Raw genomic sequence first — 22,958 nt, 5'->3', positions numbered from 1 at the left:
GATGCGTGCGGCCTTCGCAAGTCGATCGGAAAATGTGGGTCGCTTATCGCGAAATCGGCGGCGCCGGCGCACCGGACGATTCGGCTGGCGCCGCGGGTGGGGCGGCAGCGGTCGCGGGCGGCGCCGGCTCCTGCGACTTCCCTGGCCGTTCGGAGCTCGCGGCAGGCTTGGGAGCAGCCTCTTCCGCCGGCTTGGGCGCAGCTGGCTCGGCGGGCTTCGCGGCGGCCGGTGCAGCGGGTGTCACCTGCGGCACCGGATCGGGCCGCAGCGCCGGAGTATCGCTTCCGCGCGGCTCAACCTTGGCGCTCTCGGGCTTGGCCTCGGCGGGCTTCTCGGCCGGCTTGCTGCTTTCAGATTTGGACTCGCCGGAATCATCCTTCGCAGTCTCGGGCTTGGATTCGACCTTCGGCTCATTCTTCTTGTCGTCTGCCGCCGGCGACGCGCCATCGACCTTCGGCGCCTCCTCGATCCCGGGCTTGCCGCGACGCTTACCTTTGCGCCCTTCGGGGGCGGCCTGGCCCTCGGGCTTCACGCCTTCCTTGGCGCCCTCCTCGGCCGGCCGCGCCGCGCGCTTCTGACGTGCGCCCTCGGCCGCAGGAGCGGCACCCTCGCCTTCCGGCCTGGCGGACTCGTGGGAACGTTGGCGGCGGCCCTGATGTTCAGAGGACTGCGCGGGATTGGTATTTGCTTCCTTGTCTTTGGCGCCGTCCTTCTTGTCCTTGCCGTCCTTGGCCTGATAGCGGGTGTCGGTGGCGCCGTTGGAGACGAGGTAGGAAGCAAGCACGCCGGCCATGTCGGAGCTGGTCGTGTAATGCTGACGCAGGAAGCCCGGCAGCGAACCCGGCGCCACGGACTTCAACAGGCCGCGCGGGCTCTTGTGACATGCAGTGCAGGTCTGCGTGAACAGCTGGGATGGGGCCTTACCGGCCTCGAGGTTCGTCGCCTGCGCGAGAGCGGCATCGGTCGCGCCGAAGCCGATCAAAAGCAATACCGTCGCGAGGCTGAGCGCTCGGCTCGACATTCCCATCATCTCCATTGAATTCCGAGAGGTGCAGCCGGCATGGGGCGCGGCGGCGGGTCACCTTTTATCCGATTGAGCCGCGAATGGAAGCAGGCTCCACGCGCAAGAATGTGATTAAGCGCTTTTTGAATATCGGCCGTGAACACAGCGCAATAGCCGGGACGGGACACTTCCCCTAGATTTAGATGCAAACGCATAGGAACCGCTGCGGTGGCCGCGCGTAGGGTGAATGCCGGCTTAGTCGCATCTCTTCGGGTTCGCTCGAGAGGATGGGTATCGATGGACCGATTGTTGCGTCAATTCCTGTCTCAATTCATCCGCCGCGGGTCGATGACGGTGACCGCGGCAAAGGGTTCGAAGTTCACGGTCGGCGATGGCTCAGGCGAACCGGTTGCAGTCCGCTTCGTCACCGCGGACGCAGAGCGGAAGATCCTCGTCAATCCCGAGCTCGGGCTTGGCGAGGCCTATATGGACGGCGAGTTCGTCGTCGAGCACGGCACCATAGCTGATGCCCTCGCGATCCTGCTCGATCAACCCGACCTATTGCCGCACTGGGCAAAACCCTGGTGGCACCTTCGCTACCTGGCGCGGCACCTGAGGCAGTTCAATCCGCGCCCGCGCTCCCGCAGCAACGTCGCACACCACTACGATCTCGATGCGAGGCTCTATTCGCTCTTCCTCGACGCCGACAAGCAATATAGCTGCGCCTATTTCGAGACGCCGAAGACCACCCTCGACGATGCGCAGCTCGCCAAGAAACGACACATCGCCGCAAAGCTGCTCGTCAAGGGCGGCCAGCGCGTGCTCGACATCGGCTCGGGCTGGGGCGGACTTGGGCTCTATCTCGCCGGGATCGCAGGTGTTGACGTCACCGGCATAACGTTGTCGACCGAGCAGTTGCAGATCGCCAATGCGCGCGCAGCCGAAAAGGGTCTGACCGGATCGGCCAAATTCCTGCTTCAGGACTATCGCGACGTCGCCGGCCCGTTCGACCGCATCGTCTCAGTCGGCATGTTGGAGCATGTCGGCGCCCCCTTCTACGACACCTACTTCCGGCGCTGCGCCGAGCTGTTGGACAAAGACGGCGTCATGCTGCTGCACTCGATCGGCCGTTCGCAGGGCCCGGACTCCACCAATCCCTGGATCGCCAAATACATCTTTCCCGGCGGCTACATCCCCGCTCTCTCGGAGGTGCTGCCGGCGATCGAGCGGGCGGGCCTGCTGGTCTGCGACATCGAGATTCTGCGGCTGCATTACGCCGAAACCTTGAAGGCATGGCGCGAGCGCTTCATGGCGCGGCGCGAAGAATCCGTACAGCTGTACGACGAGCGCTTCGCGCTAATGTGGGAATTTTATCTGGCAGCCAGCGAGATGACGTTCCGCAAGCAGGATATGATGAACTTCCAGATTCAACTCACCCGGCGTCAGGGCATAGTGCCGATGACACGCAACTACATCGCGCGTGAAGAAGCCCGGCTGCTGGCCGTCGAAGCCGGCGCCAAGCCGAGGCTGAAGATGGCTGGTGAATAAGTCCTAGTGGCGCAGGGTCGAAATCGGAGCGGACCGGAAAGAGGCCGTCAAGGCCAACTGCACCCGCAATGCCTTCAGGATTTCGGGGGCGACCGGTTCCCGACGCACTTCAGGCCGCTCAGCGTGCTCCATGGCCGCGATCAACCCCGACAGCCAGAGCCGGCTGCCTGCTTCGCTTCGCCAATTCCGGGGCTGCCGTCCTGGCCGCATCGCTTGCCTCGTTCCTGGTGGCGGATCGCGGGAGACAACCCCCCGCCCGCTCGCCTGTTCCGGCCGTACCCCGAAAGAATCCGGGGAGATGTGATCTGCTTCACATAAGTCCCGCCGGCCCTGGCCTAGACCGTCGCCATGAGCAAAGAGACCCAAACCTCATTCGACGTGCAGGACGACCTCCGCACCGATTACGCCCTGATCGCTACCGGCGTCGGGGCGGCCCTGGTTGCACTGGTCTACCTTCTGCTGGTCTGAACCGAGCCGAAAGCTCCCAGCGTGCGTCATTTCGCGCGCGTCTCGATAGGTCTGCCCGCCAACCCATTAGGTTCACTTCATCCGGAGTTTTCCGTGGCGCGGTCGCTTCCTGCGCCGCGACCTGATTCAGCGAAAATCCGTCAAGCGCGGCGCGCACTGCGGCGGCCAATCATCCACCATTTTAATGATCGGTTGATAGCGGCGAGCTTTTGCTTCCGCTTTGCGCTGAGGCGGCGCTTTATCCCGGCCCCGCATCCGCCCCAGAAAATTGCTATCGCTCGACCATGGCCCTGACTGATTCGAACGTTCTCAAGCTCGCGCCGGAATCCGGAACTCCCGCCTATCGGAGCGCGCCGCATAATATCGAAGCGGAACAGAGCCTTCTGGGCGCGATCCTGGTCAACAACGACGCATTTTACCGCGTCTCTGACTTCCTGGAGCCGAAGCATTACTTCGAGCCGCTGCACCAGACCATCTTCGAGACCGCCTCGAGCCTGATCCGGATGGGCAAGATCGCGACGCCCGTCACGCTGAAGACCTTCCTGCCCGCCGACACCGATGTCGGCGGCATGACCATCGGGCAATATCTGGCGCGGCTCGCCGCCGAAGCGACCACTATCATCAATGCGCAGGATTATGGGCGCACCATCTACGACCTGGCATTGCGCCGCGATCTGATCGGCATCGGCGAGGACATGGTCAATGTCGCCTATGACGCCCCGGTCGACTTCGCGCCGCGGGCGCAGATCGAGGACGCCGAACGCCGCCTCTATGAACTCGCCGAGTCCGGCCGCTACGACGGCGGCTTCCAGAAATTCTCGCAGGCGCTAACGCTCGCGGTCGATCTTGCCGCGAAAGCGTTCCAGCGCGACGGAAAGCTGTCCGGCATCTCGACGGGCCTGCGCGACCTCGACACCAAGATGGGCGGCTTGCAGCACTCCGACCTCATCATCGTCGCCGGTCGCCCCGGCATGGGCAAGACGTCGCTTGCAACCAACATCGCCTATAACGTCGCCCGGGCCTATGTTCCGGAACTGCAGGCCGACGGCACCACGAAGGCCGCCCATGGCGGCGTCATCGGCTTCTTCTCCTGCGAAATGTCGGCCGACCAGCTCGCCACGCGTATCGTCGCCGAGCGCACCGGCATTCCCTCCTCCCACATCCGCCGCGGCGGCATCTCGGAAGCCGATTTCGAGAATATCCGCGAGGTTTCGATCGAGCTGCAATCGCTGCCCTTCTATGTCGACGAGACCGGCGGCCTCTCGATCTCGCAGCTGATGGCGCGCGCCCGCCGGCTGAAACGGCAGAAGGGCCTCGACCTCATCGTCATCGACTACATCCAGCTCTTGTCAGGCTCGGGCAAGCGCAGCGAAAACCGCGTGCAGGAAATCACCGAGATCACGACAAGTCTGAAGGCCCTGGCCAAGGAACTGAGCGTGCCCGTGATCGCGCTCTCGCAGCTCTCGCGCCAGGTGGAGTCGCGCGAGGACAAGCGGCCGCAGCTCTCAGATCTGCGCGAATCCGGCTCGATCGAGCAGGACGCCGACGTCGTTCTGTTCGTCTACCGCGAGGAATATTACCTCGGAAACAAGGAGCCGCGCCCGGGCACACCCGAGCACGAAAAATGGCGCCTGGACATGGATCTTGCGCATGGCAAGGCCGAAGTCATCATCGGCAAGCAGCGCCACGGTCCGACCGGCACAGTCGATCTGGCCTTTGAAGCTTCGATCACACGATTTGGCGACCTTGCGCCGGACAGTCAGGTGCCGGACCGCGGTGGCGGCGACTACTAGGCTCCTCGTTCGGTTCCTTGTTGGTTCCTTGGGTTGAACCGCAGCGGTCTCTTGCGTAAAACGGCGTCATGACAATGGCGTCCGACCCGAAAATGATCCCGCAATCCGGCCTTCTCTCCGCGGAGGCCAATCAAACTGCCGCGCTCGCTGCCTTCGGCGGCGTGCTCACCGTCGACCTTGACGCCATCATCGCCAACTGGCGCAAGCTCGAGAAGACCGCGGTGCCAGCCGAATGCTCGGCGGTGATCAAGGCCGACGCCTATGGCTGCGGTGCCGAGCAGGTTGCGCGTGCCCTGAACAAGGCCGGCTGCAAGACCTTCTTCGTCGCCACCATCGAGGAAGCGCGCAAGGTGCGAGCAGCCGTGCCGGAGCCTACGATCTACGTGCTCGGCGGCTATTTCCAGAACACCGGCGAGCACTACGCCCAAATCAACTGCCGCCCCGTGATCGGCGATCTCAACGAGCTTGCCGAATGGGACGTGTTCTGCCGCCGAACCGGCTGGACCGGTGGCGCGGCTGTTCACATCGACACCGGCATGAACCGGCTTGGCCTGACGCTTGCGGAAGCGCACGCCATCATCCCGCGCATCAATGCCGGCGACCACGGCATCACGCTGGTGATGAGCCATCTGGTCTCGGCCGAGCAGCTCAACAACCCAGCGAACGCCAAGCAACTCGCGGCCTTCCGCGGCATCGCCAGCGAATTCTCTGGCGTGCCCGCCGCGCTCGCCAATTCCTCCGGCGTCTTCCTCGGCGCACCATTCCAGTTCGACATGGTGCGGCCGGGCGCCGCGCTCTACGGCGTCAACCCGACGCCGGAAGCCGACAATCCGATGCAGCCGGTGGTCGACCTCAAGGCCCGCATCGTGCAGATCCGCAGCGTCGAGCGCGGCGAAAGCGTCGGCTATGGCGGCACCTGGACCGCACGGCGGCCGACGAAACTGGCGATCATCGCAGTCGGTTATGCCGACGGCTATTTCCGCGGCGCAAGCTCCAATGACGGCACCCGCGGCGCCGAGGTCATCGTCGCCGGCAAGCGCTGCCCCGTCGCGGGCCGCGTCTCGATGGACCTGATCGCGATCGACATCACGGACTTGCCGCCGAACGCGGCGCGGCGCGGCCACATGGTGACGCTGCTTGGCGAGGGCATCACCGTCGACGAGCTCGCCCATCATTTCGGCACGATCGGCTATGAGGTGCTGACCAGCCTCGGCCACCGCTACGCGCGAATCTACAAGGGCGGCAATGTGGTGGAGCCGCTGGCAAAGCCGGCTCCCGCGACCATGGCAGAGCAACTGCCCTCCCCGCCGCCGGTCGAGCAGCCCGCGAACCCGCCGCCGCTGCCGAGCTGAGCAGCTCGCTGCTTACTTCTTTTTCCTGCTGTCCAGCGCCGTCCTGCAGGTTGCGCTGAGCTGATCGCGCTTGCCGTTGAGGCAGGCGACGATGCCCCCGCCCGGTGCGAGGCCGGCGCAGAATTTATCGTAGTCCGCCTTGCACGCGCCGCGCGGATCGGAGGATTGTGCCGAAGTCGCTCCGGAGAATGCGACGAGCAATGCGATGGCGGCAAAGTTCAACTTGGACATTGTATCTCCGGTGTCGGAACGTAAGAAGCGGTCAGCTCTACATGAAGATTGCGACATTCAACATCAACAACATCAATCGCCGCCTGCCCAATCTGTTGGCATGGATGCGAACGGCGAAACCTGATGTCGTTGCGCTTCAAGAATTGAAGGCAAGTGATGGCGAATTTCCGGCGGCCGCCATCGAAAAGGCCGGTTACGGCGCAGTGTGGTGTGGACAAAAGACCTGGAATGGCGTCGCCATCCTCGCTCGCAATGCCGAGCCCATTCTCATCCGCGATCGCTTGCCGGGAAAGCCTGCCGATCTCGAAGCCCGCTACATCGAGGCCGCCGTAAGCGGTGTCATCGTCACCAGCATCTACCTGCCGAACGGCAATCCGCAGCCGGGACCGAAATTCGAGTACAAGCTCGACTGGTTCGCGCGGCTCAAGCGCCACGCCAAAACTTTCATCAAGCAGGACCTGCCCGTGGTGCTCGCCGGCGACTATAACGTTGCGCCGACGGAGATCGACATCTATCCGACGCGCTCGTGGGACAAGGATGCCTTGATCCAGCCGAAGAGCCGCGCGGCCTTCGGCTCGCTGGTGGCACAAGGCTGGTGTGACGCGATCCGTGAACTGCACCCGGAGCAACGCATCTACACCTTCTGGGATTACAAGCGAAACCGCTGGCCGCGCGATGCGGGCCTGCGGCTCGATCATGTCCTGCTCAGCCCCGCCCTCGTCTCACGCCTGGCTAAAGCGGGCGTGGACAAGAAGGTTCGCGGCGAGGATGGCGCCAGCGATCACGCGCCGGCGTGGGTCGTGCTGAAATAAATGAACGAACTCGTAAGGCGGCAAAGCGAAGCGTGCCCACCACTCCCGCTTGCGTTGGTGAGGAATGGTGGACAGACCGTGCGGCAGATATGCCTGAGAGCGCATGCTCACCACAAATTCTTGCCGTCGATCATGTTCACCGGCACGGCCTCCAGGTCGAACTCGTCGAACAGGCGCGCGTTGACGCCGACCTTGGGATTGTCGAAATCGGGCTTGCCAGTCGACCAGTCCGGCGACTCCGAATAGGTGCCGCAGCCGCAGCTCGCGCAGAAATGATGTTTGACCGTGCGGCTGCCCCAGAGATAGGTCGTGACGTTCTCCGGCGGCGACAGCAGCCGAAACTGCGTCGGCGTGTAATAGGCCCACAACGCGCCGCGCTTGGCACAGAGCGAACAGGTGCAGCAGGTCACGCTCGAGGGCGCCTCCGTCACCTCGAACACCGTCTCACCGCAATGACAGCTTGCCTCGATCCGCATGACCCGCTCTCCGTTTTGTCAGGAGATGGTCGTAGCCGGACCCTGCTGCCAACATGCTGTCAGCAGCGCGGCCCCGTCACGGAGCCTCGCTCGCGGACAACCGCTTGGCATTCGCGGCCACATGCTCGCGATAGCGCTGGACGATCACTGCCGGCGTCGCCCCGGCAAGCAGGCTAGCTGCCGTCTCGAAGGCAGCTGCGATCTTCTCGCTCACCATCAGCACGGCCTCCCGCCCGGCGGCCTCGTTGCCCTGGCTGAGTTTTTCGTAGCGCAAGCGCATCACATCACTCGCCTCGACCGCAAGCATCGCGCCCGCGTACCAGGGGAAACCGTCATCGGATCCGCTCAACACCGCATGGCGATTGAGCACGGAGAAGGAATGATGGTCGGGCATCGCGGACCTCAAATTCTCTAAGTGAACGCTCCGATCAATACGCTTCAAATTCTAAGGATCGGGCCGGCGAACGGCTCGGATTGGCGGTGCCTGCGACACCGGGAGGTTAACCAAGGCGCTTGACGCACCATTCTGGTCATCCTACTGGTCTTACCAAGATCAGACCAAAAGAGACAGGGATGGAACTCAAGCGCGCGGCCGAAGGCGAAAAGGGCTTTGAGAAGGTGTTCGCCTTCTTGCGCGAACGGCTGCTTGCGGGCTCGCTTAAGCCCGGCGATCGCCTGATCTCCGAGCGTGAGCTCGCGAGCCTTCTCGGCGTCAGCCGGCCAATCGTGCGCGAGGCGCTGCGCGCCCTCACCGTGCTCGGCATCGTCGAGATCCGCGACCGCGTCGGCACCGTGGTGACGCGGCCGGACGTCTCTGTGCTGAACGACTTCTTCACCTTCGCGCTCGCCCAGCAAGCGGACATGCTCGACGACGTCATGCAGGCGCGCGTCGCGATCGAGTGCCAGGCGATCCGGCTTGCCTGCGAGCGCGCAAACATTGCCGATTACGAGCGGCTCCAGCGCGCACTTGCGAAAATCGAGGAAACGATCGACGAGGCGGATGGTGGCGGTAAAGCCGACTTCGATTTCCACCGCACGATCGTGATGGCTTCACGCTCGGAAACCCTGACCGTCCTCCATGGCTCGATGGCCGGCCTGTTGACGCATTCGCATCGCAGTCGCCGCGAACTGGTGCAGGCCTTCCCGTCCATGAAGACCTATCTGATCGACGACCACCGCCGCATCTTTGAAGCTGTGATCGCGCGCGATCCGGAGCGCGCGGACGCAACGCTGCGCAAGCATTTTGCCATTGGAGACGAATTCCGCAGACGCGCCGTCGTCGGCGACTTGGACAAGACCAGCGCCTCGCGCTGACCGCAGACAGACGAAACAAGAAACGGACTGATAACATGGGACGGAACGACAAGGGCAGCGTCGGCTTCATCGGCATCGGCACGATGGGCCTGGAGATGGTGCGCAACCTCTTGAAGGCCGGGCACGCGGTGCGCGCCTTCGACCTCAATGAGGCTGCTGTCGCCGACATCGTCAAGGAAGGCGCGGTTCGCGCCAAAAGTCCGGCCGAGGCCGCGCAAGGCGCCGATGTCGTCATCACCATGCTGCCCGACACGCCCCATGTCGAGGCGACCATTTACGGCGAGCATGGGCTGTTGAAGTCGCCACCATCAGGCAAGCTCATCGTCGACATGAGTACGATCTCACCGGTCGCCGTCCGCCGCATCCATGCAGACCTGCAAAAGGCCGGCGTCAGCTTCATCGATGCGCCGGTCTCGGGCGGCCCGCTCGGCGCCAGGAACGCCGCGCTCTCGATCATGGCCGGCGGCGACGCCGAAGCATTTGCCAAAGCCGAGCCGTTCTTCCGCGCGATGGGCACGACCATCACGCATGTCGGGGCGGCCGGCGCCGGCCAGACCGTAAAACTCTGCAATCAGCTCATCTGCGGCATCAACATCCAGGCGATCTGCGAGGCGCTGGCGCTCGGTCGCGCTTCTGGCCTCGATCTCGATCTGCTGCGCCGCGTGCTGCTCGGTGGCTCCGCCGCATCCTGGATGCTCGACAAGCTCGGCCCCGCGATGATCGCGGGCGACGTCTCCGCCGGCTTTCGGATCGATCTGCAGCTCAAGGACCTCCGCCTGGTGCAGGAGCAGGCGCAGGCGCTGAGCGTGCCGCTGCCCGGCACCGCGCTCGTCACCAGCCAATATGTCGATGCGCGCGCCCACGGCGAAGGCAACAACGGCAACCAGGCGCTGTTCCGCGTCTACGACCGCATGACCAACCAGACCACCGGCTGACCCTGATACGATGAGCCTCCAACTCGACTTTCCCGCAGTGCTGGAGCGTTGGCCGAGTTTCCTCGCCGGCGCCGTCCTCACGCTGGAGCTGGCGGCCTTTTCGACGGTCTGCGGCGCCGTCCTTGGCACGCTCGCGGCGGTCGGGCGCGGCGCGCACAGTGCCCTGATCGCAGCCGCCTGCAAGATCTATGTCGAGGCCATCCGCAATACGCCGCTGCTGGTGCAGATCTTCCTGGTCTATTTCGGCCTCGCCAGCCTCGGGCTGAAATTCTCCGCCTTCACCGTGGCGGTGGCCGCGCTGACGATCAATGTCGGCGCCTACACCGCCGAGATCATGCGCGCCGGTTTCGAGGCGATCCCGCGCGGACAGATCGAGGCGGCCGAGGGGCTGGCGCTGTCGCGCCTCCAGATCTACTGGCATATCATCCTGCTGCCCGCGATCGAGAAGGTCTATCCGGCGCTGACCAGCCAGTTCGTGCTGTTGATGCTGGCCTCCTCGGTCTGCTCGCAGATCTCGGCGGAAGAACTCACCGCAGTCGCCAACTACATCCAGTCGGACACTTACCGCGCGTTCGAGACCTACATCATCGTCGCGGTCCTCTACATCATCCTGTCGCTGGTGATGCGCGCGGGCTTCTGGGGCCTCGGCCTCGTACTGTTTCCGCGCCGTTGCCGGCTCGGCACACCGTTGTGAGATGACCATGGGCGGACATCTCAACATCAACCATCTGATATTCCTCGGTCAGGGCGCGTTGTGGACCATTGGTCTATCGGTGATCGCGCTGATTGGCGGCGGCATCGTCGGCTTCGTGATCGCGCTGGCGCGAATCTCGCCGCTCAAATCGGTGCGGATCGCCAGTGCCGTTTATGTCCAGCTCATTCAGGGCACACCGCTGCTTGTCATCCTGTTCCTCGGCTATTTCGGCCTTGCCGCCATCGGCCTCAAGGTCTCGCCGCTCGCGGCCGCCGGCGCCTCGCTCACGCTCTATGTCGCCGCTTATCTCGGCGAGATCTGGCGCGGCTGCATCCAGTCCGTGCCGAAGCCGCAATGGGAGGCTGCCGAGGGCCTCGCGCTGAGCCGCACCCAGCGCATGATGAAGGTGATCCTGCCGCAGGCGATCCGCATCGCCACGCCGCCCACCGTCGGCTTCATGGTGCAGATCGTCAAGAACACCTCGCTCGCCTCCGTCGTCGGATTCGTCGAGCTGATGCGCTCGGGCCAGATCGTCAACAACTCCCTGTTCGAGCCGTTTGCCATCTACGCCATCATCGCCGTCACCTACTTCGCCATGTGCTATCCCCTCTCCCTGTTCAGCCAGAGGCTGGAACGGCGGATGGGGCGTGGCAGGTCCAACCTCGCGCCAGCCTGACATGCAACAAAAACCCACCTCCTCCGAACCGGTCGTGTCGCTTCGCGACGTGCAGAAGAGCTTTGGCCCGCTCCGGGTCCTCGATGGCGTCTCCTTTTCCGTCGAGCGCGGCGAGGTGCTGGCGCTGATTGGCCGTTCCGGCTCCGGCAAGAGCACGGCGCTTCGCTGCATCGACCGCTTCGAGAAGGTCGACGGCGGCGAGATCGTGGTGTGCGGTCACCGGGTCGACCGTCCGGACGTCGATCTGCGCGCGTTGCGTCAGGACGTCGGCATCGTCTTCCAGAGCTACAATCTGTTTCCCCATCTCACGATCGAGCAGAACATCACGCTCGCCCCTTGCGCCGTGAAGGGCCTTGCCACAGGCGAGGCCAAAGACCTGGCGCGAAAAGTGCTTGCGCAGGTCGGGCTCGAGGAGAAGCTGCACGCCTACCCCGAGCAGCTTTCGGGCGGCCAGCAGCAGCGCGCGGCGATCGCCCGCTCGCTCGCAATGCAGCCGAAAGTCATGCTGTTCGACGAAGTCACCTCCGCGCTCGATCCCGAGCTCACCGGCGAAGTGCTGAAGGTGATCGAACAGTTGGCGGCGGACGGCATGACCATGGTGATGGTCACCCACGAGATGGGTTTTGCCAAGGGCATCGCCGACCGGATCGTCTTCATGCATCGCGGCAAGGTTCATGAGACCGGACCCGCCTCGATCCTGACGTCGCCAACGACGCCGGAGCTGACGCAATTCGTCGGCACAGGAAACTTGAAATCATAACAGGGAGAGGAGAACCAAGGATGACAAAGAGGACATTTCTGGGCGCAGCCGTTTCGGCGTGTTGTCTCATGTTGATCGCAGCCGGCCCGGCGTCGGCGGCCGATTTGCTCGACGAGATCATGCAGGCGAAGAAGATCCGCATCTCGACGGACGTCGCCATTCCGCCCTCGGGCATGATGGATGCCAGCATGAAGCCGACCGGCTCCGACGTCGAAGTGGCGCAGCTGCTTGCCAAGGACTGGGGATTCGAGCTCGAATTCATCCAGACCACCGGCGCAACGCGCATCCCCAACGTCCTGACCGGCAAGGCCGACATCATCATTTCGACGCTCTCGGTGACGCCCGAGCGCGCCAAGGTGATCGACTTCACCAAGCGCTACGCGACGCTGCAATCCGACGTCGGCTGCCTCAAGTCGCTCAACGTCAAGGACTGGCCCGACCTGAAGGACAAGACGATCGGCGTCTCGCGCGGCACCACGCAGGACACCACCTTGTCGAACATGAAGGACAAGGAACTGAAGATCGCCCGCTATGACGACGACGCCACGGAAGTGACGGCGGCGGTCTCCGGCCAGGTCGATTGCGTCGGCACCTCCGCGACGATCATCAACCAGATCGGGGTGAAGAATCCGGCCCGCATCTTCGAGTCCAAGATTCCGCTTGCTACCTTCGACCTCGCTATTGGCCTGAAGAAGGGCGAGCAGCGCCTGATGGACAAGCTCAACGCGTGGATCACCGAGAACGTCAAGAACGGCAAGCTCAACGCGATCTACAAGAAATTCCACGGCGTCGATCTGCCGCCCGACATGCGTAGCTGAAACTACGGAAAATCGTGGCAGCCGCTTGCGGCTGTCACGACCCATGCAAAATCAAGAAGGACATCACATGCGTCTCGTCATCGGATCAGACCACGCCGGCTGGCCGCTCAAGCAGACCGTTATCGACCACATCCGCAGCCTCGGCCACGACGTTCTCGACGTCGGCTCCCATGACGACAAGCCGGTGGACTTTCCCGACATCGCGCGCGCAGTCGCCCAGAAGGTGACGTCGGGCGAAGCCACACGCGGCATTATGGTGTGCGGCACCGGCGTCGGTGCCTCGATCGCGGCCAACAAGATGAAGGGCATCCGCGCCGCGGTCTGCCACGACGTCCATTCCGCCCATCAGAGCGTCGAGCATGACGACGTCAACGTCATGTGCATCGGCGCGCAGATCGTCGGCGCCTGGCTCGCCGTGGATCTCGTCTCGTCGTACCTCTCCGCCGAATTCTCCACCGACGAGGATTTCCGCCGCCGCGTGGAAAAGCTGCGCGTCATGGACGAGCAAGGCTGACGGACGTCGCCGCCATGATCCTGATGTTCGGATCGCTCAATATCGATCTGGTCGCGGCGGTCCCGGTCATTCCCGGGCCGGGCCGAACGGTGCTCGCGCCGTCCTACCAGACGCATTTCGGCGGCAAGGGCGCCAATCAGGCCGTGGCCGCCGCGCGGATCGCAGGACCGGGACAGGTCCGGATGGCCGGCCGCATCGGACGGGACGGATTCGGCGATCGCGCGATCGAGAACCTCCGGGCAAACAATGTTGATGCCGATCTCGTCGTCAGATCGGATGAGCCGACCGGCTGCGCCTTCATCACGGTCGACCATGCCGGCGAGAATGCGATCACGGTGGCCAGCGGCGCCAACATGACCACGAGCGCCGGTGACCTCCCTGCGGGGCTATTCGGTCCCGACACGGTGCTGGTGCTCCAGATGGAGGTGCCCTTTGCGCAGGCGCTCGAGGCCGCACGCAGGACGAAAGCGGAATTCGGCACCGTCATTTGGAACCTGGCGCCAGTCCCGGAGCAGATGACGCGCGATATGGTTGCAGCGCTTCTCGCCGTGACCGACTATCTCCTCGTCAATGAGCACGAGGCGATGGACGCGGCCGCGGCCATAGGCTTCGCTCCATCCGATTACGAAGCGGCAGCCGCCGACCTCGCCAGGACCGGGGACCTCACCTGCATCGTCACCGCCGGTGCGCAAGGCGCGCTGGCCGTCACGGCCGATGACACCCGCCTGCGCGCCCCTGCCCCGCGCATCACGCCGGTGGACACGACCGGCGCCGGCGACACTTTTGTCGGCGCGTTCGCGGCCATGTTGAGCGAGAAGGCACCATTGCAAACTGCCCTCCAGGTCGGGTGCGACGCGGCAGCCCAAAAGTGCCTCACGCGCGGCGCGCAGGCCGGCATGCCGATGCGGGCCGCGATTCCCTCTCTCGCCTGACATCGTTCCGCGGCTACACTGCTCCGATTCCCGGAGCAGTTCCCTTGGCCTTCCTGTTCATCCTCACCGTCGGCCTCATCGCAGGCACCATTTCCGGCATCGTCGGCACGGGGTCGTCGATCATGCTGATGCCGGTGCTGGTCTATGCTTATGGGCCGAAGGAAGCGGTGCCGATCATGGCAGTCGCCGCGGTGATGGCGAACTTTTCGCGGATTTTGGCCTGGTGGCGCGATGTGGACTGGCGCGCCTGCGCGGCCTATTCGGTCACGGGCATTCCGGCCGCGGTGCTCGGCGCGCGGACGCTGCTGGCGCTGCCCCCGCACGCCGTCGATCTTGCCATAGGCCTCTTTCTGATCGCGATGGTGCCGGTGCGGCACTGGCTGGCGCGGCACGATCTCAAGGCCAATCTCTGGCATCTCGCCATCGGCGGGGCCCTCATCGGCTATCTCACCGGCATCGTCGTCTCCACCGGCCCGCTCAGCGTCCCGCTGTTTTTGTTCTACGGCTTGTCCAGGGGCGCCTTCCTTGCCACCGAGGCGGCTTCTTCGCTCGGCCTCTATTTCGCAAAGTCCGTGACCTTCGAACGTTTCGGCGCGCTCACCGGCGATGTGTTCGTCAAAGGCCTGGTGGCAGGATCTTCGTTGATGGCCGGCGCCTTCATCGCCAAGCGCTTCGTGCTGCATCTGAAGCCCGAAATGTTCCGCGTGGTGATGGACGCGATCATGATCGCGGCCGGCCTTTCCATGCTGTGGAATGCGGCGCAGCCGTAGCCGCGCTGCGCACAGGCGGCAAATTCGGGCGCGATCGACGGGTTATCCTCGCTCTCTTGGGCCGGTTGTTCCTCGAGCCATAGCAACACGGCCGCGAGCGGCTGCGGCCGGCGATAGAGAAAGCCCTGCCCGAGCGTCACGCCCATCTCGCGCATGGCCTTGGCCTGCTCGGCGCGCTCGATCGGCACGCGCCGCACCGATCAGGGCATTGGCCATCCGCGCGCCCACCGTCCGAAGATCCATCGTGATGTCGCCGAGCCAGGTCTTGAGCTTTTGGCGCTGCGGTGCGGCGACACAGAGCTAACAAAGCGTGTATCAGGCGCGCTGAATTGCGATATTCGGGATTCGGCCGGTCTGCTCTCTCGACCCGTCATTCCGTGCTATCAGCAAACCTGCAACCCTTGGACTCGCTGTCCCCATGGCCAAGAACACGCTTTCCTTCGTCTGTCAGAACTGCGGCGCGGCCTATAACCGCTGGCAGGGCAAGTGCGAGTCCTGCGGCGAGTGGAATACGCTCGCCGAGGAGGACGCGACCGGCAGCGTACCGGTGTCGATCCGCTCCAAGCGCAAGGGGCGGACGTTCGCGCTCGAAAGCCTGTCCGGAAAAACCCAGGACGCCCCGCGCCTGTCCTCAGGCATGACCGAGCTCGACCGCGTCACCGGCGGCGGTTTCGTCCGCGGCTCGGTGCTGCTGGTCGGCGGCGATCCCGGCATCGGCAAGTCGACGCTGCTGACACAAGCAACCAGCCTGATGGCACGCGCCGGGCATCGCATCGTCTACATCTCGGGCGAAGAGGCGGTCGCCCAGGTGCGGCTGCGCGCGGAGCGGCTCGGGCTATCGGACGCGCCGGTGCAGCTCGCCGCCGAGACATCGGTCGAGGACATCGTCTCGACGCTGTCGGAGGGCGCGGTGCCCCGGCTGATCGTGATCGATTCAATCCAGACCATGTGGACCGACACGGTGGAATCAGCGCCGGGCACAGTCACCCAGGTGCGCGCTTCGGCGCAGGCGCTGATCCGGTTCGCCAAGAAGACCGGCGCGGCTATCATTCTGGTCGGCCATGTCACCAAGGACGGCCAGATTGCCGGCCCCCGCGTGGTCGAGCACATGGTCGATGCCGTGCTGTCGTTCGAGGGCGAAGGCTCGCAGCAATTCCGTATCCTGCGTGCCGTGAAGAACCGTTTCGGGCCGACCGACGAGATCGGCGTGTTCGAGATGACCGGGCTCGGCCTGCGCGAGGTCACCAACCCCTCGGAGCTGTTCCTGTCCGAGCGCGATCTCGGCACGCCGGGCACCGCAGTCTTCGCGGGCATCGAGGGCACCAGGCCCGTCCTGGTCGAATTGCAGGCGCTGGTGGCCCCGACCTCGCTCGGCACCCCGCGCCGGGCCGTGGTCGGCTGGGATCCGAGCCGGCTGTCGATGGTGCTGGCGGTGCTGGAGGCCCATTGCGGGGTCAAGCTATCCGGCCACGACGTCTATCTGAACGTTGCGGGCGGGCTGCGCATCCACGAGCCGGCGGCCGATCTGGCCGCCGCGGCCGCGCTCGTGTCCTCTCTGGTTAATGCGCAATTACCCACCGATGCGGTCTATTTCGGCGAGATCTCGCTGTCCGGCGTGGTCCGCCCGGTGGCGCAGACCCCGACCCGGCTGAAGGAAGCGGCAAAACTCGGCTTTCAGCGCGCCGTGCTGCCCGAATCGGCCCGGGGCGAAGCCAGCGGCGATGCCGGACTATCGCTGAACGCGATCAACAGCCTGACGACATTGGTCGCCGAAATCGCCGCCCGCGGCTCCCGCCGGGGCGACTCGAGCGCGCCGGCAGAGAAAAATGCCACACCGGCAAGATTCCGCCGTGGAGAGGGTTAGGCGGAGGTGACGTTCCCCGTCCCCGCCGCTATACAGCCGTCACAAAAGCAGCATGGGATTGCGTGGTTGCGGCCTTGCCGGAAACGTCGTCTGGCCCTCACTTAGGGCGGCGGCAAACACCGATTCGCTGAGCACCTTTGAAGTACGAGCGGACCAGACCAGCCGATGCCAGTAACCATCCTCGACCTGATCCTGCTCGGTGTGATGCTGATCTCGGGCCTGCTCGCGATGGTTCGCGGCTTCATGCGCGAAATCCTGTCGATCGCGGCCTGGGGCACGGCGGCGATCGTCACCCTTTATTCATTCTCGAAGCTGCTGCCGACCGCCAAGACCTATTTCAACAACGATACCGTCGCGAGCGTGGTCGTGGTCGCCGGCGTGTTCGTTGGCACCCTGGTCGTGGTCTCCGTGATCACGGTCCGGATCTCCGACATGATCCTCGATTCGCGCATCGGCGCGCTGGACCGCACCCTCGGCTTCCTGTTCGGGCTGGCTCGCGGGCTTTTGATCGTCGTGGTCGCCTTCCTGTTCTTCACCTGGCTGGTGCCGGACAAGCAGCGCCCGGATTGGGTCACGGGGGCCAAGTCCCGCGTTGTGCTCCAGGGAACCGGCGATTGGCTGATGGCCCTCTTGCCTGACGACCCCGAGAACACCATCTTGAAGAGATTCAAGAAAAACAAACCAGATGATGAGCAGACTGATTCCGAGCAGCAGCCTTCGGGCAGTGGCGACGGATACAGCAAACCGGCTCGTGACGGCCTTAAAAAGCTGATCGAGAAACCCGCGGCGCGTTGATAAAGCCCTAAAGAGAGGCTCGGACGAGATGCGAAATCCTGACCAGGACGCCCTACTTGATCTCGGCCCGGCCGCGCTAGAGCTTCAGGACGATCTGGAAGGGGATACGCTGCGCGAGGAATGCGGCGTCTTCGGCATCTATGGCCACCCCGATGCCGCCGCCATCACGGCGCTCGGCCTCCATGCCCTTCAGCACCGCGGTCAGGAAGCCGCCGGCATCGTCTCCTATGACGGCAGCCGCTTTCATTCCGAACGCCGCCTCGGCCTCGTCGGCGACACTTTCTCCCGCCGCGAGGTGATCGACCGCCTGCCCGGCAACATGGCGGTCGGCCATGTCCGCTATTCCACCACCGGCGCGACCATCCTGCGCAACGTGCAGCCCCTGTTCGCCGAATTGAATGCCGGCGGCCTTGCGGTCGCCCACAACGGTAACCTCACCAACGGCCTGACATTGCGCCGCGAGCTGGTGAAGAGCGGCGCAATGATGCAGTCGACCACCGACACCGAAGTGATCCTGCATCTGGTCGCGCGCTCCAGGCGCAGCCGCTTCATCGAGCGCTATGTCGACGCGTTGCGCGAGATCGAGGGCGCCTATGCGCTGGTCTCGCTGACCAACAAGAAGCTGGTCGGCGCGCGCGATCCGCGCGGCATCCGTCCGCTGGTGCTCGGCGACCTCGACGGCTGCCCGATCCTGACCTCGGAGACCTGCGCACTCGACATCATCGGCGCGCGCTTCGTCCGCGACATCGAGCCCGGCGAGGTCATCGTGTTCGACGAGAACGGGAAGGACATTCACAAGCCGTTCCCGCCGATCGCGCCGCGTCCCTGCATCTTCGAATACATCTACTTCTCCCGTCCCGATTCCATCGTTCACGGCCGCTCGGTCTACGAGGTGCGCAAGGCCTTTGGCGCGCAGCTCGCGCGTGAGAGCCACGTCCCGGTCGACGTCGTCGTGCCGGTGCCGGATTCCGGCGTGCCCGCCGCTGTCGGCTACAGCCAGCATTCCGGCGTGCCGTTCGAGCTCGGTATCATCCGCAACCATTATGTCGGCCGCACCTTCATCCAGCCGACGCAGGCGATCCGCGAATCCGGCGTGCGCATGAAGCATTCGGCCAACCGCGCCGCGATCGAAGGCAAGCGCATCATCCTGATCGACGACTCGCTGGTGCGCGGCACCACCTCGAAGAAGATCGTGCGCATGATGCGCGACGCGGGCGCCAAGGAAGTGCATTTCCGCCTCGCCTCGCCGCCGATCCTCTATCCCGACTATTACGGCATTGACCTGCCGGACCGCGGCGGCCTGCTGGCCGCGACGCATTCGCTGGAGGAGATGCGCGAGATCATGGGCGCCGACTCGCTCGCCTTCCTGTCGATCGACGGCATGTACCGCGCGATGGGCGAGCCTGGCCGCGACCCCGCCAATCCAAAATTCTCGGATCATTGCTTCACCGGGGCGTATCCGACCCACCTCACCGATCAGACCCAGACCGAGCAGCAGCCGCGACAATTGTCGCTGCTGGCGGAGGCGAGCTAGGCTGGTCGTCCTGGCGAAAGCCAAGACCCATTACCACAGGCCTCTCTGCTTCGAAGAAGGTGTGACAATCATCTTCCCTAGCCATAAACGTCACGGCGTATGGGTCCTGGCTTTCGCCAGGACGACGCTGGATAGAACCTTTCAATGACAAATCCCCTCGCCAACCGCATCGCTCTCGTCACCGGCGCCTCGCGCGGCATCGGCTTCGCCACGGCCAAGGCGCTCGCGAAGGCCGGCGCGCATATCGTGGCGGTCGCGCGCACGCAGGGCGGGTTGGAAGAGCTTGACGATGAGATCCGCCAGGACGGCGGCAGCGCAACGCTGGTGCCGCTCAACCTCACCGATTCCGACGGCATCGCGCGGCTCGGCGCCGGCCTGCACGAACGCTACGGCAAGCTCGACATCCTCGTCGGCAATGCCGGCGTGCTCGGCCCGTCCTCGCCGGTCGGTCATATCGAGCTGAAGGCTTTCAACGACGTGATGGCCGTCAACGTCTCCGCGAACTTCCAGCTGATCCGCTGCATGGAGCCGCTGCTCAAGCAATCCGACGCGGGCCGCGCGGTGTTCATCACCTCGGGCGCGGCCAACAAGGCCACCGCCTATGTCAGCCCCTACGCCGCCTCCAAGGCCGCGCTGGAAACGCTGGCGCGCGCCTGGGCGCAGGAGACCGCAAATACGAAGCTGCGCATCAATCTGTTCAATCCCGGCCCGGTCCGCACCCGCATGCGTGCCACGCTGATGCCGGGCGAAGACCCGGCGACGCTGGAAACGTCCGAGCAGGTCGCCGAATTCATCGTGCCGATGTGCGCGCCGGACTGGACCGAGACCGGCAAGTTCTACGATTATAAGTCCCGCAGCCTGATGAGCTTCCGCTCGCCGGCCTGATTGACTTGACGGCCTCCCCGCGATTGACTGCCCGCACTCAAGCGGCAGCAAGCCGCAAGCCAATAAAGGGAGGTCGCCATGGCGCCACGGCATGATCGCGCAGGCGTTACGCGTGCGCTCGCAAATGTCTCTCACGCCTTTTCCATCCTGATCGCGGCCATCGCATTCGCGCTTCCGGGCACCGCGACCGCCGGCGATGTCCCGACCTTCGCGGTCGATTCCTCCTGGCCAAAGCCGCTGCCGAACAACTGGATCCTCGGCCAGGTCGGCGGCATCACCGTCGACTGGCAGGGCCACATCTGGGTCATCCATCGCCCGCGCTCGCTCACCGATGACGAGAAAGGCGCGAGCCTCAACCCGCCGCGTTCCAAATGCTGCGTTTCAGCACCGCCCGTGCTCGAATTCGACACCGACGGCAACCTGCTACGGTCATGGGGCGGTGCCGGTGAAGGCTATGAATGGGTCGGCCGCGAGCATGGCATCGAGGTCGACGAGCGCGGCTTCGTCTGGGTCGGCGGCAATGCCGACAATGACAACGCGATCCTGAAGTTCACGCTCGACGGCAAGTTCGTCGCCCAGATCGGCAAGATCGCGCCGAGCCTCGGCAGCAACGACACGACGCAGCTCGGCAAGCCCGCCGAGACCGCGATCGACAAGGAGGCGAACGAGATCTACGTCGCCGACGGCTATGGCAACCGACGCGTCATCGTGTTCGACGCAACCACCCTCGCCTACAAGCGGCACTGGGGCGCCTACGGCAACAAGCCCGATGACACCAAGCAGGCGGCGTATGATCCCAAGGCGCCAGTGTCCCAGCAGTTCGGCAACCCCGTCCATTGCGTGAAGCTCGCCAATGACGGGCTCGTCTACGTCTGCGACCGCATCAACAACCGCATCCAGGTCTTCAAGAAGGACGGCACCTTCGTAAAGGAGTTCTTCTTCGAAAAGAACACGCTCGGCAACGGCGCCGTGTGGGACATCGCGATCTGGCCCGATCCGAAGCAGACCTGGCTGCTCAGCGCCGACGGCGAAAACAACGAGATCAGGGTCATCAGGCGCGAGGACGGCAGCGTGGTCGGCAGCTTTGGGCACAACGGCCGCAATGCCGGACAATTCCACTGGGTGCATGCCATGGCAGTCGACGCCAAGGGTAACGTCTATACCGCCGAGGTCGACACCGGAAAGCGCATCCAGAAATTCAAGCTGACGTCGGACGCGCTGAAATAGCGTCTCGACGCATTTTGCCCAAAAGTTAACCGACGGATGACGCTACGACGCAGCGCCATCCGGCTTTAGGCGCATTGCCGCCGGCCGTGGGACACGGTAGAGCCATCAGCCGGAACAAGGCTCCCATTCAAGAGGGCTGTCCGCATGTTCGACAATGGAGGAAACCTTTTATGACGATGACGTTAACGCGCCGGTCTGCGGCGCTTCTGGCCTGTGCCGCCTTCGGTTTTGCAACGTCCGCATACGCGCAGGACAAGACAGTAAAGATCGGCGTGTTGAACGACATGTCGAGCCTCTATGCCGACATCGGCGGCCCGAACTCTGTGGTCGCGATCAAGATGGCGGTCGAGGATTCCGGGCTGCTCAAGAAGGGCTGGAAGATCGACGTGCTGAGCGGCGATCACCAGAACAAGCCCGACGTCGGCGTCAATATCGCCCGGCAGTGGATCGACAACGAGAAGGTCGATGCGATCGCCGATACACCGAACTCCGGCGTGGCGCTGGCGGTCAGCAACCTCGTCAAGGAAAAGAACGCAGTGCTGCTGAATTCCGGCGCCGCTTCAGCCGACCTGACCGGCAAGGCCTGCACGCCGAACACGATCTCCTATACTTACGACACCTACATGCTCGCCAACGGCACCGGCAAGGCGCTGACCAAGGCAGGCGGCGACACCTGGTTCTTTCTTACCGCCGATTATGCTTTTGGTCACGCGCTGGAACGCGACACCACGGCCGTGGTGACCGCGAATGGCGGCAAGGTGCTCGGCAGCGTCAAGCATCCGATCAACAGCTCGGACTTCTCGTCATTCCTGCTGCAGGCGCAATCGTCCAAAGCCAAAGTGGTGGGCCTCGCCAACGCCGGCGGCGACACCACGAACGCGATCAAGCAAGCGGCCGAATTCGGCATCGTCGCCGGCGGTCAGAAGCTCGCGGCACTGCTGCTGTTCATCAACGACGTGCATTCGCTGGGACTCAAGACTGCGCAGGGCCTCACCTTCACCGAGTCCTTTTACTGGGACATGAACGACCAGACCCGTGCCTGGTCGAAGCGCTTCGCCGCACTGTCCAGCAAGAACGCGATGCCGTCGATGACTCAGGCCGGCAACTACGCGATGGTGCTGCACTATCTCAAGGCAATGGACGCGCTCGGCGGCAATCCGCATGACGGCGCCAAGGTTGTCGCCAAGATGAAGGAGCTTCCGACCGACGACCCGCTGTTCGGCAAGGGCCCGCTGCGCGCCGACGGCCGCCGCCTCATCCCCGCCTATCTGTTCGAGGTGAAGAAGCCCGAGGAGTCGAAGGGGCCGTGGGACTATTATAAGCAGATCGCCACGATCTCGGCGGAAGACGCGGCCAAGCCGCTCAAGGACAGCGAGTGCCCGCTGGTGAAGAAGTAACCGCGTAGCGGTCACGCAAATTCTCAACGACGCCATGCCCGGGCAAAAGCGCGAAGCGCGTCTTCGCGCTGGATGTCCCGGGCATTTACGTTATTGGCTCCGGAAAAGCTGCCGTAGAGTGGGCAAAGCGGAGCGTGCCCACCGTTTCTTTCGAGATCGA

At 64.2% G+C, this 22,958-nt stretch carries 23 protein-coding genes; 19 read left to right on the top strand and 4 right to left on the bottom strand.

The window, feature by feature from the left end; genetic code table 11:
* Nucleotides 1-43: 43 nt before the first annotated feature.
* Entirely contained in the window at nt 44-1,021 is a 978-nt protein-coding gene (locus IVB27_RS33125) for a hypothetical protein (protein WP_247446979.1), read from the bottom strand.
* Nucleotides 1,022-1,300: 279 nt separating this feature from the next.
* Between IVB27_RS33125 and IVB27_RS33120 the strand changes: the two genes are divergently transcribed.
* The 3 genes from IVB27_RS33120 to alr all read left to right on the top strand — a co-directional run bounded on the left by IVB27_RS33120 (nt 1,301) and on the right by alr (nt 6,164).
* Nucleotides 1,301-2,551: a cyclopropane fatty acid synthase gene (locus IVB27_RS33120; protein ID WP_247446978.1), complete on the top strand. Its 1,251-nt coding sequence runs from the start codon at nt 1,301-1,303 to the stop codon at nt 2,549-2,551.
* Between the two features lie 752 nt (nt 2,552-3,303).
* Entirely contained in the window at nt 3,304-4,812 is a 1,509-nt protein-coding gene (locus IVB27_RS33115; protein WP_247446977.1) for a replicative DNA helicase, read from the top strand.
* A gap of 74 nt (nt 4,813-4,886) precedes the next feature.
* Nucleotides 4,887-6,164 carry an alanine racemase gene (alr, locus tag IVB27_RS33110; protein WP_247447004.1) on the top strand — a complete coding sequence of 426 codons (1,278 nt, stop codon included), beginning with the start codon at nt 4,887-4,889 and terminating at the stop codon, nt 6,162-6,164.
* A gap of 12 nt (nt 6,165-6,176) precedes the next feature.
* Here the strand turns inward: alr and IVB27_RS33105 are convergent, their stop codons facing one another.
* Entirely contained in the window at nt 6,177-6,395 is a 219-nt protein-coding gene (locus tag IVB27_RS33105) for a cysteine rich repeat-containing protein (protein ID WP_247446976.1), read from the bottom strand.
* A 41-nt stretch (nt 6,396-6,436) separates the two neighbouring features.
* Between IVB27_RS33105 and IVB27_RS33100 the strand changes: the two genes are divergently transcribed.
* On the top strand, nt 6,437-7,207 hold the full coding sequence (locus tag IVB27_RS33100; RefSeq protein WP_247446975.1) for an exodeoxyribonuclease III: 771 nt from the start codon (nt 6,437-6,439) through the stop codon (nt 7,205-7,207).
* A 107-nt stretch (nt 7,208-7,314) separates the two neighbouring features.
* On the opposite strand, the gene IVB27_RS33095 is transcribed toward IVB27_RS33100, so the two are convergent.
* Together IVB27_RS33095 and IVB27_RS33090 are read right to left on the bottom strand one after the other, a co-directional pair.
* A complete protein-coding gene (locus tag IVB27_RS33095; RefSeq protein ID WP_247446974.1) occupies nt 7,315-7,683 on the bottom strand; it encodes a GFA family protein in 369 nt (122 codons plus the stop codon).
* Nucleotides 7,684-7,759: 76 nt separating this feature from the next.
* On the bottom strand, nt 7,760-8,077 hold the full coding sequence (locus tag IVB27_RS33090) for a hypothetical protein (protein WP_247446973.1): 318 nt from the start codon (nt 8,075-8,077) through the stop codon (nt 7,760-7,762).
* 179 nt (nt 8,078-8,256) lie between these two features.
* Here IVB27_RS33090 and IVB27_RS33085 point away from each other — a divergent pair, with 179 nt between their 5' ends.
* The 15 genes from IVB27_RS33085 to IVB27_RS33015 all read left to right on the top strand — a co-directional run bounded on the left by IVB27_RS33085 (nt 8,257) and on the right by IVB27_RS33015 (nt 22,798).
* On the top strand, nt 8,257-8,997 hold the full coding sequence (locus IVB27_RS33085) for a FadR/GntR family transcriptional regulator (protein ID WP_247346266.1): 741 nt from the start codon (nt 8,257-8,259) through the stop codon (nt 8,995-8,997).
* On the top strand, nt 8,943-9,932 hold the full coding sequence (locus IVB27_RS33080) for an NAD(P)-dependent oxidoreductase (RefSeq protein WP_247447003.1): 990 nt from the start codon (nt 8,943-8,945) through the stop codon (nt 9,930-9,932). Before IVB27_RS33085 ends, IVB27_RS33080 begins: the two co-directional genes overlap by 55 nt.
* A gap of 10 nt (nt 9,933-9,942) precedes the next feature.
* A complete protein-coding gene (locus tag IVB27_RS33075; RefSeq protein WP_247446972.1) occupies nt 9,943-10,626 on the top strand; it encodes an amino acid ABC transporter permease in 684 nt (227 codons plus the stop codon).
* Nucleotides 10,627-10,633: 7 nt separating this feature from the next.
* Nucleotides 10,634-11,302: an amino acid ABC transporter permease gene (locus tag IVB27_RS33070; RefSeq protein WP_247446971.1), complete on the top strand. Its 669-nt coding sequence runs from the start codon at nt 10,634-10,636 to the stop codon at nt 11,300-11,302.
* 1 nt (nt 11,303) lies between these two features.
* Nucleotides 11,304-12,062, top strand: coding sequence for an amino acid ABC transporter ATP-binding protein (locus IVB27_RS33065; protein ID WP_247446970.1), 759 nt, complete (start codon nt 11,304-11,306; stop codon nt 12,060-12,062).
* 20 nt (nt 12,063-12,082) lie between these two features.
* On the top strand, nt 12,083-12,880 hold the full coding sequence (locus IVB27_RS33060; RefSeq protein ID WP_247346253.1) for a transporter substrate-binding domain-containing protein: 798 nt from the start codon (nt 12,083-12,085) through the stop codon (nt 12,878-12,880).
* A gap of 67 nt (nt 12,881-12,947) precedes the next feature.
* The gene (gene rpiB, locus IVB27_RS33055; protein ID WP_247346250.1) at nt 12,948-13,394 is read left to right on the top strand and encodes a ribose 5-phosphate isomerase B; all 447 of its coding nucleotides are present in this window, start codon (nt 12,948-12,950) and stop codon (nt 13,392-13,394) included.
* A 14-nt stretch (nt 13,395-13,408) separates the two neighbouring features.
* The gene (locus IVB27_RS33050; RefSeq protein WP_247346246.1) at nt 13,409-14,326 is read left to right on the top strand and encodes a ribokinase; all 918 of its coding nucleotides are present in this window, start codon (nt 13,409-13,411) and stop codon (nt 14,324-14,326) included.
* Nucleotides 14,327-14,370: 44 nt separating this feature from the next.
* Nucleotides 14,371-15,096 carry a sulfite exporter TauE/SafE family protein gene (locus IVB27_RS33045; RefSeq protein WP_247446969.1) on the top strand — a complete coding sequence of 242 codons (726 nt, stop codon included), beginning with the start codon at nt 14,371-14,373 and terminating at the stop codon, nt 15,094-15,096.
* Between the two features lie 418 nt (nt 15,097-15,514).
* Nucleotides 15,515-16,960, top strand: coding sequence for a DNA repair protein RadA (radA, locus tag IVB27_RS33040; protein WP_247446968.1), 1,446 nt, complete (start codon nt 15,515-15,517; stop codon nt 16,958-16,960).
* Nucleotides 16,961-17,125: 165 nt separating this feature from the next.
* Nucleotides 17,126-17,755: a CvpA family protein gene (locus IVB27_RS33035; RefSeq protein WP_247446967.1), complete on the top strand. Its 630-nt coding sequence runs from the start codon at nt 17,126-17,128 to the stop codon at nt 17,753-17,755.
* 28 nt (nt 17,756-17,783) lie between these two features.
* The gene (purF, locus tag IVB27_RS33030; RefSeq protein ID WP_247346233.1) at nt 17,784-19,289 is read left to right on the top strand and encodes an amidophosphoribosyltransferase; all 1,506 of its coding nucleotides are present in this window, start codon (nt 17,784-17,786) and stop codon (nt 19,287-19,289) included.
* A 144-nt stretch (nt 19,290-19,433) separates the two neighbouring features.
* Nucleotides 19,434-20,174 (top strand): SDR family NAD(P)-dependent oxidoreductase, encoded by a 741-nt coding sequence (locus IVB27_RS33025; RefSeq protein WP_247346230.1) that lies wholly within the window; start codon nt 19,434-19,436, stop codon nt 20,172-20,174.
* 78 nt (nt 20,175-20,252) lie between these two features.
* Entirely contained in the window at nt 20,253-21,401 is a 1,149-nt protein-coding gene (locus tag IVB27_RS33020) for an NHL repeat-containing protein (RefSeq protein ID WP_247446966.1), read from the top strand.
* A gap of 170 nt (nt 21,402-21,571) precedes the next feature.
* The gene (locus IVB27_RS33015) at nt 21,572-22,798 is read left to right on the top strand and encodes an ABC transporter substrate-binding protein (protein WP_247446965.1); all 1,227 of its coding nucleotides are present in this window, start codon (nt 21,572-21,574) and stop codon (nt 22,796-22,798) included.
* Nucleotides 22,799-22,958: the final 160 nt, after the last annotated feature.

The organism is Bradyrhizobium sp. 197 (assembly GCF_023073375.1).
In the GTDB taxonomy this organism is placed as follows: domain Bacteria; phylum Pseudomonadota; class Alphaproteobacteria; order Rhizobiales; family Xanthobacteraceae; genus Bradyrhizobium.
The sequence above is the reverse complement of the archived record's forward strand: the minus strand, read 5'-3'. Positions and strand labels throughout refer to the sequence as shown.

Bases quoted from the DNA above. Each gene is read 5' to 3' on its own strand.
- IVB27_RS33125 (WP_247446979.1), bottom strand. From the start codon at position 1,021: ATGTCGAGCCGAGCGCTCAGCCTCGCGACGGTATTGCTTTTGATCGGC.
- IVB27_RS33120 (WP_247446978.1), top strand. From the start codon at position 1,301: ATGGACCGATTGTTGCGTCAATTCCTGTCTCAATTCATCCGCCGCGGG.
- IVB27_RS33115 (WP_247446977.1), top strand. From the start codon at position 3,304: ATGGCCCTGACTGATTCGAACGTTCTCAAGCTCGCGCCGGAATCCGGA.
- alr (WP_247447004.1), top strand. From the start codon at position 4,887: ATGGCGTCCGACCCGAAAATGATCCCGCAATCCGGCCTTCTCTCCGCG.
- IVB27_RS33105 (WP_247446976.1), bottom strand. From the start codon at position 6,395: ATGTCCAAGTTGAACTTTGCCGCCATCGCATTGCTCGTCGCATTCTCC.
- IVB27_RS33100 (WP_247446975.1), top strand. From the start codon at position 6,437: ATGAAGATTGCGACATTCAACATCAACAACATCAATCGCCGCCTGCCC.
- IVB27_RS33095 (WP_247446974.1), bottom strand. From the start codon at position 7,683: ATGCGGATCGAGGCAAGCTGTCATTGCGGTGAGACGGTGTTCGAGGTG.
- IVB27_RS33090 (WP_247446973.1), bottom strand. From the start codon at position 8,077: ATGCCCGACCATCATTCCTTCTCCGTGCTCAATCGCCATGCGGTGTTG.
- IVB27_RS33085 (WP_247346266.1), top strand. From the start codon at position 8,257: ATGGAACTCAAGCGCGCGGCCGAAGGCGAAAAGGGCTTTGAGAAGGTG.
- IVB27_RS33075 (WP_247446972.1), top strand. From the start codon at position 9,943: ATGAGCCTCCAACTCGACTTTCCCGCAGTGCTGGAGCGTTGGCCGAGT.
- IVB27_RS33070 (WP_247446971.1), top strand. From the start codon at position 10,634: ATGGGCGGACATCTCAACATCAACCATCTGATATTCCTCGGTCAGGGC.
- IVB27_RS33065 (WP_247446970.1), top strand. From the start codon at position 11,304: ATGCAACAAAAACCCACCTCCTCCGAACCGGTCGTGTCGCTTCGCGAC.
- IVB27_RS33060 (WP_247346253.1), top strand. From the start codon at position 12,083: ATGACAAAGAGGACATTTCTGGGCGCAGCCGTTTCGGCGTGTTGTCTC.
- rpiB (WP_247346250.1), top strand. From the start codon at position 12,948: ATGCGTCTCGTCATCGGATCAGACCACGCCGGCTGGCCGCTCAAGCAG.
- IVB27_RS33050 (WP_247346246.1), top strand. From the start codon at position 13,409: ATGATCCTGATGTTCGGATCGCTCAATATCGATCTGGTCGCGGCGGTC.
- radA (WP_247446968.1), top strand. From the start codon at position 15,515: ATGGCCAAGAACACGCTTTCCTTCGTCTGTCAGAACTGCGGCGCGGCC.
- IVB27_RS33035 (WP_247446967.1), top strand. From the start codon at position 17,126: ATGCCAGTAACCATCCTCGACCTGATCCTGCTCGGTGTGATGCTGATC.
- purF (WP_247346233.1), top strand. From the start codon at position 17,784: ATGCGAAATCCTGACCAGGACGCCCTACTTGATCTCGGCCCGGCCGCG.
- IVB27_RS33025 (WP_247346230.1), top strand. From the start codon at position 19,434: ATGACAAATCCCCTCGCCAACCGCATCGCTCTCGTCACCGGCGCCTCG.
- IVB27_RS33020 (WP_247446966.1), top strand. From the start codon at position 20,253: ATGGCGCCACGGCATGATCGCGCAGGCGTTACGCGTGCGCTCGCAAAT.
- IVB27_RS33015 (WP_247446965.1), top strand. From the start codon at position 21,572: ATGACGATGACGTTAACGCGCCGGTCTGCGGCGCTTCTGGCCTGTGCC.